We start from the raw sequence: 8,465 nt of genomic DNA on the forward strand, positions 1-8,465 counted from the left end.
GGGTGCAGTTCAAGAAGGATTATCGCTTATTTTTGTTGAATTTATTAAGCTAACGGTTTAGGTGAATGTAATTACACGTGCTGTAATAAATGATTATAAGGGGTATTATTTTATGAGGAAAGTATTTTTACCGTTTCTATTTTTGGTCATCCTATCTTTATTTGCGTGCCAAGCGAACGATAATGGACTTACATTTATGGGTGAAGGGAATGACTGGTCAGCAGAACTTTCTGTAAATCAGAATGACGGTAAAGAAACTTATGAAATTAAGCTTATTTATAAAGGTGATAACATAGAAGAAATTGAAACTTTTCGTTACAATATTAAATCCCGAAATGGAGTAGTAGATTACAACGACAAGAATGTTGAATTGAATGAAGAAGGCATATATAAGAATAATCTATTAAGTGAAAATAGCGATTCTACTAGTTCAGAAGATGAGATAGTGATTGAAATGGAATGGAATGACAAAGGCGAAAGTTTTAATTTAAGAAGCAAGTGATGTGTGATAGCTGTATTTAAAGCTACAGGTGCGGTAGTTCAAGCAGGATTATTGCTTATTTTTGTTGAAGGTAATAAACGATAGAGCTGGCTTGTTAAACAAGGAAATAATAAAGTGAGCGAAAATACAGTTATATAGGGGAGAGTAATATGGTCATTCGTAAGCTAAATAATAATGAAGATCCCCCAATGGATTTGTTGTTATTAGCTGACCCTTCTCGGATACTTGTTGAGGAATATTTACAAAGAGGAAAGTGCTATGTATTCGAAAAAGATGGGCAAATCATCGGGGTGTATGTACTACTCCCGACAAGACCTGGAACGGTGGAATTGGTGAATATTGCAGTAAAAAGAAACCACCACGGCAAAGGCTTAGGAAAACAATTAGTAAGGAATGCAATTGAAGTAGCTAAGTCAACAGGATACAGAACTATCGAAGTCGGTACTGGAAATTCAAGTATCAACCAATTAGCCCTTTACCAAAAATGTGGTTTTAGAGTCACTGGTGTTGATGTAGATTTTTTCACTACGCACTATTCAGAGGAAATTTTCGAAAATGGTATACAGTGTAGGGATATGGTGCGGTTTTCTCAAGATTTGTAGGTAAGGAAAGCACACTTTGTAATAACGATGCAGGTTCATTTAAGCAGAGAAGGGGATTAAATATGGAAATTAAAATACTCGAACCAAAAGATGCAGTATTGTATAGAGAAATACGATTAAAGGCATTAAAAGCAAACCCCGAAGCATTTAGTTCCAGTTATGAAGAGGAAAAGGAATATCCGCTTGAAAGTTTTAAAAACCGATTGAATTTTAAACATTTCTTTACTTTCGGTGCATTTGTTGAAAACAAACTGGCAGGGGTTGTAACTTTAATTTTAGAAACAAAAGTCAAAACAAAACATAGAGCAAATATTGTAGCAATGTATGTCGATCCAGGAAATCGTCAATCTGGAATTGGGAGACTGTTAATGACTGAGGCTATTAAAAAAGCTAAAGAATTAAAAGGGGTTGAACAAATTTATTTAACAGTAACCTCCACTAACGAACCTGCAAAAAATCTATATAATTTTTTAGGATTTAAAACCTATGGAATTGATAAAAACGGATTAAGAATTGACGATAAATACTTTGACGAAGAACTAATGGTATTAGTTTTATAAATCCTATTCAACAAACGGGAACTTTGATCCAGGAAGGGTTAAAGCATTTTATGTTCGAATCTGTTTTTTAAAGTAAAGAGGGGTTTATTAAATAAGCATAGAAATTCTTTCGATGTGTTTTGGAGATTATAACCTTTGAAGATAAATCAAAGGGGTGGATTCCATGCGCATACTTAGTTTGTTTTGTGCTATTGTACTTGTAGCCGTTAATTTCTCAAGTATATCGATTCATGCAGAAATGGATTTAGATAATGAATATAAAAAAGCCGTGAATCAATCTGAAATAGATTATAAATTAATCTATGACACTCTACTAACGACACTAGATCCATATATTGAAAATGAAATTATTCATTATTATGGCTACCTCAAACAATATGGTCTATATGATGCAAAAATAGGTAGTATAAGTAGGAATCCTGAAGCAGAGTTTAGCTTTAAGGTGAAAGTTCAAGTAACTACCTTTGAACATGCTCATGATCCACCTTATGGAATAGAAACAATGACTTTTGATATAAGTCCTTTTGGTGTTAAAGTAATTGAATTTAAACATAAAGGCGATGAGGAAGAAAAGAAAATAAAACAATTTTATCAAGATGTAATATCAGATATAAAAAAATCATTTAACCTTCAATTACAGGGCTACTCTATATACACTTATGACCAATTATTTCATCAATCAGAACAACAGATACAATATAAAACTCTCGCAGACATTGTGGAAAAGATAATTGTAAACATTTTAAATCCACGGATAAAACCACCATATAAAAATGTTATAGACCCTGTAACTATGATTAAAGGAAATAAAGGGTACATCCTTTTTAAAACGGCAGATGGTACCAATGTAGTTTATTTTGTAAAGAAAGAAAATAGTACATGGACGATTAAAGACAAGAAATTTAAAAAAGGGAAAGTAATGAAAAAAGAGCTCTTATGGTATATGTAAATAAGACATTTTTTCTTCCAAAAGTCTGCGAATTAAAGCAAAAAAAATAAAATGTTTTTTACTAGCTGTCACAAAATCCTATCCTCATTCGTTTTGATTACAGAACAAATGTAGGAGGGATTTTTTTATGTGTAAATATGATGTTGCAGTCGTAGGTGGAGGATTGGCTGGGTTGACAGCAGCAAATTTATTAGCGAAAGAAGGAAAAAGGGTCGTTGTTTTGGAAAAATCGAATCGTCTAGGTGGAAGGGCGATGACAAATGATAAAAATGGGGTTCTTATGAACTTGGGACCTCATGGATTGTATATGTCAGGGGATACAACAAACATTTTAACTGAACTTGGAATATCGTTTCCAGGTGGAAATGCTTCGAAAGGAATTCATATTCACGGCATTTTAAATCATGAAGTTCATGTCATTCCAACAGATTTTTCATCGATTATGTCATCAACACTTATATCGTGGAAAGCTAAATTTTTGTTAGGCAAATTAATGTTAAAGATTATGAAATTAAATATGGATTCCATTCCGGAAGTTAGCCTTAAGGAGTGGGCAGATTCGGAAATATCTGAGCCAATGGTGAGGCATATATTTTATTCGATTTGTCGTTTGACCTCCTATACGAATGCCTCGACTTTACAGCTTGCAAAGCCTGTTTTGAAGCAGGTGAAGCGCTCATTAAATGCGGGTGTTATGTATGTTGATGGAGGTTGGGAAACGATTGTTCAACTACTTAAGAAGCAGGCAGAAGCGTGGGGGACTGAAATAGTAACGAATAAAAATGTAACCAATATTAAGCATCATGAGCAATATCAAATCATACAATGCTCAGATGGTACAGTCTTTCACGTTCCGGATTGTATCGTCGCAGCCCCTCCAAAAGTGGCAATGAATATAATAACTGGTGCAGAACATACTTCATTACGTCTTTGGAATGAACAAGCGATTCCTGTTACGGCATGCTGTTTAGATATAGGAATTAAAAAGTTACCTAACCCACAACATCAATTTGCGATAGGACTCGACCAAGCTTTGTTTTTCACGAACCAATCAAGGGCTTCAAAGTTAAGCGAGGACGGGACATTGGTTGTAAGTTTAGTAAAATACCATAATCCAATGGAAGAATTTAGCGTAAACGCAAATAAGCAACAATTAGAATCAGTCATGGATTTGCTCCATCCAGAGTGGCGAAAAGAAGTCGTGGTGCAACAATTTTTACCGAAACTAACGGTATCGCATGATTTTCCACATGTGAAACGAAAAGAAAATCCAGGACCAAGCATACCAGAAATGAAAGGAATCTATATAGCAGGAGATTGGGCAGGGCATGAAGAATTATTAGCTGATGCTGCGGTTGCGAGTGGAAAGCGGGCTGTGCGAGAAATTTTAAAAGCAAACAAAATGATTTTAGCAAAGGAAGGTTAATCGTTTTGGAGACTGAACAATTGTATCGGATGTATAAACCGTTGTTATTTTCAATTGCCTACCGAATGACGGCAAGTGTTGCGGATGCAGAAGATCTTGTGCAAGAGGCGTTCCTGACGTATAGCCGTGTTAACAGCGAAAAGGTCATTGGAAATAAGAAAGCGTATTTATGTAAGATCGTGATGAATAGCTCCATAGATAAATTGCGTTCAGCTGCTAGTAAACGCGAGGTTTATGTTGGAGAGTGGCTGCCAGAACCATTTATAGATGAAGGGGACGACCCTTTTCATACTTATTTAATGAAGGAATCAATCTCGACTGCTTATCTCTTACTTTTGCAGCAGTTATCTGAAGATGAACGAGCTGTCTTCCTGTTACGAGAAGTTTTTCAGTATAGCTATGAAGATATTGCAGCAATTATTGAAAAATCATCTACCAATTGCAGGCAGATTTTTCACAGAGCCAAAAAAAGCATGGAGAACCGCCCGAAAGCTTCTACAATGGATATCCAATCGATGAGGAGCAGCGTAGAACAATTTACCTTGGCGCTACAAAAAGGAAATATTCATAAAATGCTAGAGTTATTGAAGGGAGATTCTGTATTTATTTCTGACGGTGGTGGCAAAGTAAAAGCTGCCATAAAACCAATCTATACATCAGAGAGAATTGTTTTGTTCTTCACCAGCATTATGAAAAAGCTGCCAGAAAACTCAAAAATGGAATTCGAAGTTATAAATGGATATCCAGGCGTTGTCGTATCAATTAATGGCTATGTCTCCCATGTCGTCTCGATGGAGTTCCAAGAAGATAAAATTTGGCGTATTTATATGGTGGCCAATCCGGAAAAATTGGCACACTTGCAAAAATAAAAATGGTATTCAAATATAAAACCGAAACTTAAATATGATCTAGAAGAATCCATTTTGATTCATTTTTTTCAAAATGGATTCTCCCAATTTACCATAGAAATATTAAAATATATGTAGATTTAAAACAAGGAGGAGACGAATTTGGCGTTAAATGTTGGGGATCTAATTACGTTTGAACGAACTTTTACAGTAAGAGATGTTGCATTGTTTACAGAGATTTCAGGTGATGAAGGGATTCATCATACAACTCCCGATGAACAGGGAAGACTTGTCATTCAAGGGTTATTAACGGTTACTCTGCCCACAAAAGTAGGGGGAGATAACAACGTACTTGCTCGTACAATGAATTTTGAGTTTTTAAGACCAGTGTTTACGGGGGATACAATAATTTGTGAAGTAAGAATAGAAAAATACGAAAGGCAAGAAACGAAAAGAACAACTATTGATGCATCCTTTATCTGTAAAAATCAGAATGAAAAGGAAGTATTAAAAGGCAATTTTTCAGGCGTGATACTTTAAGGTACCTTATACCTAAACGGGTAGCTAGTGCATATCAGGGCAATCAATATTGGTAGTCTTTTTTCTGATCTGAATTGGTGGTATTATTTTCGGAATATTATGTTAGTGTTGAGGTGACTGATATTCAAGTAACGGTTAAGAGAGGAGCTTTGATAAATGAGTAAACCTGTATTTCGAACTTATAAGGATTCAAGTGATTTAAAACTTATGCAGAAACTCACACAAGCTATATGGACACTGGAATCTAATTATCATATAGGCGATCTTGCTTGGCAACGCTATCGACATGCTGGGCGTGAGGATGAATGGATTACTGCAATTTGGGAAATGGATGATAAACCAGTGGCTTGGGGATGGGTAAAACTACCTGGCAGTTTAATGTTTCAAGTTGACCCGAATTATTCTGAATTATCCAAGGATGTCATTGATTGGTTTGAAAAAATGACCGAAACCAATGAACAAACGATAACTGTCCTAGAAACTGAGTCTCATCTGATTTCAGCCTTAGAAGATTCTTTATTCAACCCAGTAGAAGAAGCTCCTGAAATCCTCACAAAAATTTCATTGGATAGCTGTCCTTTCTCTGTTAAATTGCCAGATAAGTTTAAAGCTCGACATATCAAGGGCTCTGAGGATTTAAAGAAACGAGTGGCAGTACATAGGGCTGCATTTCAATCATTAAGAGTCACAGAAGAAAGTTACTTGAATGTTATGAATGCCTATCCTTACGATACATCTCTTGATTGGGTAATAGAATCCCCAAATGGCGAGTTAGTAGCATCTTGTTTAATTTGGTTTGATGAAGTTAACAAGGTTGGATTGCTGGAACCTGTGGGAACGGATCCGAGATTTTGGAGAATGGGGTTAGCTAGCTCCGTTTGTAAGCTTGCTCTCAATGCGTTGAGTGAAAAAGGAGCAAAAACTGCAATTGTTGTTTGTACTTCCACGGATACCTATGAATTTTACAAGTCTATTGGGTTTGAACAATACGCTCAAACAAAGTCATTTCATCGACTTAAAAATACAAATAATAATTGATCTTTAATTGCTTTTTCTTGAGGAAACGTCCCATAAAGTGTGCTTTAGTTCAAGAAGAATTTCAAACCAGCAGTTCGCGATACCCACTAACAGAAAATAAGGATATTGCCTCTTCAAAGGACTAGACATTTACTGTTATGATTTTCATGCTTAAGATTTATTTGCAAATCATAAAAAGGAGAATATAGCAAAGATGAAATTAAAAAAGATTGTCATGTCTTTAGTTCTAGCTTTCACTCCTGCCGCTTCAACCAATCATCCCAAGTCCATTCAATCCCCAGGTCCTGCTGTGACTTTGATTGGGGTCCTGATGGCTATTTGGTGCATCGCGTTTGCAGTCGTCAATATCGTCTTTGAGGTAACAGACCATTTCGCCGGGGGTCTACTCGCCGAGTACCCGACCGGCATCACGGTGATGAACTGGCTCGTCGTTGGCTTTAAGGCATTGGGCGCAGTTGTTGCATTATGGTCCGTTGCGAACATCTCAAAACTTTACCTACAGTCCCTCATGACCGTGTTGGTGTGGGGAGCTTTCGCCACGCTCGGCTTATATGCCCTTGGTAGTGTAATACAGGCGATGGGTATTATCTCCGGGTTGACGGGCACTGCGGACCAAATCAATCTGGCAAGCGTCGGTTACGTATTTATGTTCCTGTTGGCCGCGGCTGGCTATGGTTTCCTGGCCGTATCCTACTCGCGGCGTTACGGTACACGAAGAGGCTACGCCGTCCTCGGGGTGGTCGGCGCACCCGTGGTGCTTGGTTTGATCTTAATAGCGGTACCGATGTTACTGGTTGCGCTCGGGTATTTGCCCGCATACTGATGACCCCATCTAATGTTGAGCCAAGCAACAACGAGGAGCTTGCACTCCTTCTCCCCTTTCTTACGCCATTTCAACGTTCATCTCACATTTGCCCCTGTTTAAGTGCTTTTTTTATAAATACAAAAGATAGTATTATAGCTTTAAAGCAGCCAATTATCCAATGATTAAAATTACCATCCGCTTATCAATCGATTACAGGGGATGAACCCACTCTTTTAACATCGGGCGGGGGAACATATGCAGCGTTATGAAAAATGCAGTGGCTTACGGTGCGCTTTTCTCTGGTAAGGAAGATAGCTCTCACCAAATTGATGAATTTAAATCGATGATTTAATCAAAACGACAGCCATCTATGCCAAAGCATTATATGAATTAAGCCACTTATGAAGGTATGTCGGTTAGCCAACAGGTCAACCGGAAAATAAAATGTACCCTATAAATTAGACACTAAAAAAGGTCTGCCCTATATGGTACTTTATTTGTCATGATGAAGGAATAAAAGCCGGATGAGCCGAACAAGTCATAGTGATCATGGTTTTGTTGTATTCTCAAAAAAATGATTGGAGTATTTCGCTGAGTTATACTATAGTCAGATTTTTTCACCATTAACCCTCGCAATTCGAATCCCACATAGTCTTTTTCCAACTGTATTCCCGTACCAAAAGAGTGGTAGACTTAGAGTATATAAGAATTCTAGAAGGTTTGTTTAAGAAGGTTTTATGCTCTTTTTTATAGAAATTAATCTAATGAAGGTGGGATTATTAGATATGCAAATACCATGGATTGTAGTTTTAGGACCTATTATATTGGTTTGGATAGCATCGTTTATCGTCTATAAGCTTATTAAAGAACATATAGATGAGCGATTTGAGGAACTGAAAAAATGGATGAAAGATAATAAATAACTAAAGTGTATTTTATCCAGAGCTGTTGAATTAAAGGGTGCTTTCCTTAAAGAAGGAGAAGCATCCTTTTTTGTAGAAGTTATAGTACGAAACCAGCTAATAGTTTGTCAATATTTTTCAATAAAAATTTAAAATATCACATGCTATACTAAAAATATGCATGCCAAATAACCTTCCGTTATCCTCTAATTGGAAGGTTTTACGCTATTTAGTTAGATTTAGGTACTATGCTATATCCTGGAAAGCCGATTTGCTTTTTAACATGGCAAAAA

General features: G+C 36.6%; 10 protein-coding genes and 1 pseudogene. All 11 read left to right on the plus strand.

Annotated features, from left to right (window positions below; translation table 11 throughout):
• Positions 1-112 precede the first annotated feature (112 nt).
• The 11 genes and pseudogenes from V7112_RS23590 to V7112_RS23645 all read left to right on the plus strand — a co-directional run bounded on the left by V7112_RS23590 (position 113) and on the right by V7112_RS23645 (position 8,193).
• Positions 113-502, plus strand: a complete 390-nt coding sequence (locus V7112_RS23590) for a hypothetical protein (protein ID WP_335424390.1) — start codon at positions 113-115, stop codon at positions 500-502.
• Between the two features lie 149 nt (positions 503-651).
• Complete coding sequence (locus V7112_RS23595; RefSeq protein WP_335424392.1) at positions 652-1,104, plus strand: GNAT family N-acetyltransferase; 453 nt, start codon at positions 652-654, stop codon at positions 1,102-1,104.
• 62 nt (positions 1,105-1,166) lie between these two features.
• Positions 1,167-1,664, plus strand: coding sequence for a GNAT family N-acetyltransferase (locus V7112_RS23600; RefSeq protein WP_335424393.1), 498 nt, complete (start codon positions 1,167-1,169; stop codon positions 1,662-1,664).
• Between the two features lie 163 nt (positions 1,665-1,827).
• A complete protein-coding gene (locus tag V7112_RS23605; RefSeq protein ID WP_335424394.1) occupies positions 1,828-2,613 on the plus strand; it encodes a DUF3888 domain-containing protein in 786 nt (261 codons plus the stop codon).
• Between the two features lie 127 nt (positions 2,614-2,740).
• Positions 2,741-4,039 (plus strand): phytoene desaturase family protein, encoded by a 1,299-nt coding sequence (locus V7112_RS23610; RefSeq protein WP_335424396.1) that lies wholly within the window; start codon positions 2,741-2,743, stop codon positions 4,037-4,039.
• A 5-nt stretch (positions 4,040-4,044) separates the two neighbouring features.
• A complete protein-coding gene (locus V7112_RS23615) occupies positions 4,045-4,908 on the plus strand; it encodes an RNA polymerase sigma-70 factor (RefSeq protein WP_335424398.1) in 864 nt (287 codons plus the stop codon).
• A gap of 141 nt (positions 4,909-5,049) precedes the next feature.
• Positions 5,050-5,427 carry a hotdog domain-containing protein gene (locus tag V7112_RS23620; protein WP_335424400.1) on the plus strand — a complete coding sequence of 126 codons (378 nt, stop codon included), beginning with the start codon at positions 5,050-5,052 and terminating at the stop codon, positions 5,425-5,427.
• Between the two features lie 156 nt (positions 5,428-5,583).
• Positions 5,584-6,465 carry a GNAT family N-acetyltransferase gene (locus tag V7112_RS23625; protein WP_335424402.1) on the plus strand — a complete coding sequence of 294 codons (882 nt, stop codon included), beginning with the start codon at positions 5,584-5,586 and terminating at the stop codon, positions 6,463-6,465.
• A 193-nt stretch (positions 6,466-6,658) separates the two neighbouring features.
• Complete coding sequence (locus V7112_RS23630) at positions 6,659-7,288, plus strand: hypothetical protein (protein ID WP_335424404.1); 630 nt, start codon at positions 6,659-6,661, stop codon at positions 7,286-7,288.
• A 188-nt stretch (positions 7,289-7,476) separates the two neighbouring features.
• A pseudogene (locus V7112_RS23635) lies at positions 7,477-7,675 on the plus strand (dipeptidase PepV); the annotation flags it as partial.
• Between the two features lie 380 nt (positions 7,676-8,055).
• A complete protein-coding gene (locus V7112_RS23645; RefSeq protein WP_335424408.1) occupies positions 8,056-8,193 on the plus strand; it encodes a hypothetical protein in 138 nt (45 codons plus the stop codon).
• Positions 8,194-8,465 lie beyond the last annotated feature (272 nt).

The sequence above is a fragment of the Bacillus sp. JJ1566 genome, assembly GCF_036962685.1.
Classification (GTDB): Bacteria; Bacillota; Bacilli; order Bacillales; family Bacillaceae_L; genus Ferdinandcohnia.

Coding starts and splice junctions, on each gene's coding strand:
- V7112_RS23630 (WP_335424404.1), top strand. CDS start 6,659: ATGAAATTAAAAAAGATTGTCATGTCTTTAGTTCTAGCTTTCACTCCT.
- V7112_RS23595 (WP_335424392.1), top strand. CDS start 652: ATGGTCATTCGTAAGCTAAATAATAATGAAGATCCCCCAATGGATTTG.
- V7112_RS23605 (WP_335424394.1), top strand. CDS start 1,828: ATGCGCATACTTAGTTTGTTTTGTGCTATTGTACTTGTAGCCGTTAAT.
- V7112_RS23645 (WP_335424408.1), top strand. CDS start 8,056: ATGCAAATACCATGGATTGTAGTTTTAGGACCTATTATATTGGTTTGG.
- V7112_RS23625 (WP_335424402.1), top strand. CDS start 5,584: ATGAGTAAACCTGTATTTCGAACTTATAAGGATTCAAGTGATTTAAAA.
- V7112_RS23590 (WP_335424390.1), top strand. CDS start 113: ATGAGGAAAGTATTTTTACCGTTTCTATTTTTGGTCATCCTATCTTTA.
- V7112_RS23610 (WP_335424396.1), top strand. CDS start 2,741: ATGTGTAAATATGATGTTGCAGTCGTAGGTGGAGGATTGGCTGGGTTG.
- V7112_RS23600 (WP_335424393.1), top strand. CDS start 1,167: ATGGAAATTAAAATACTCGAACCAAAAGATGCAGTATTGTATAGAGAA.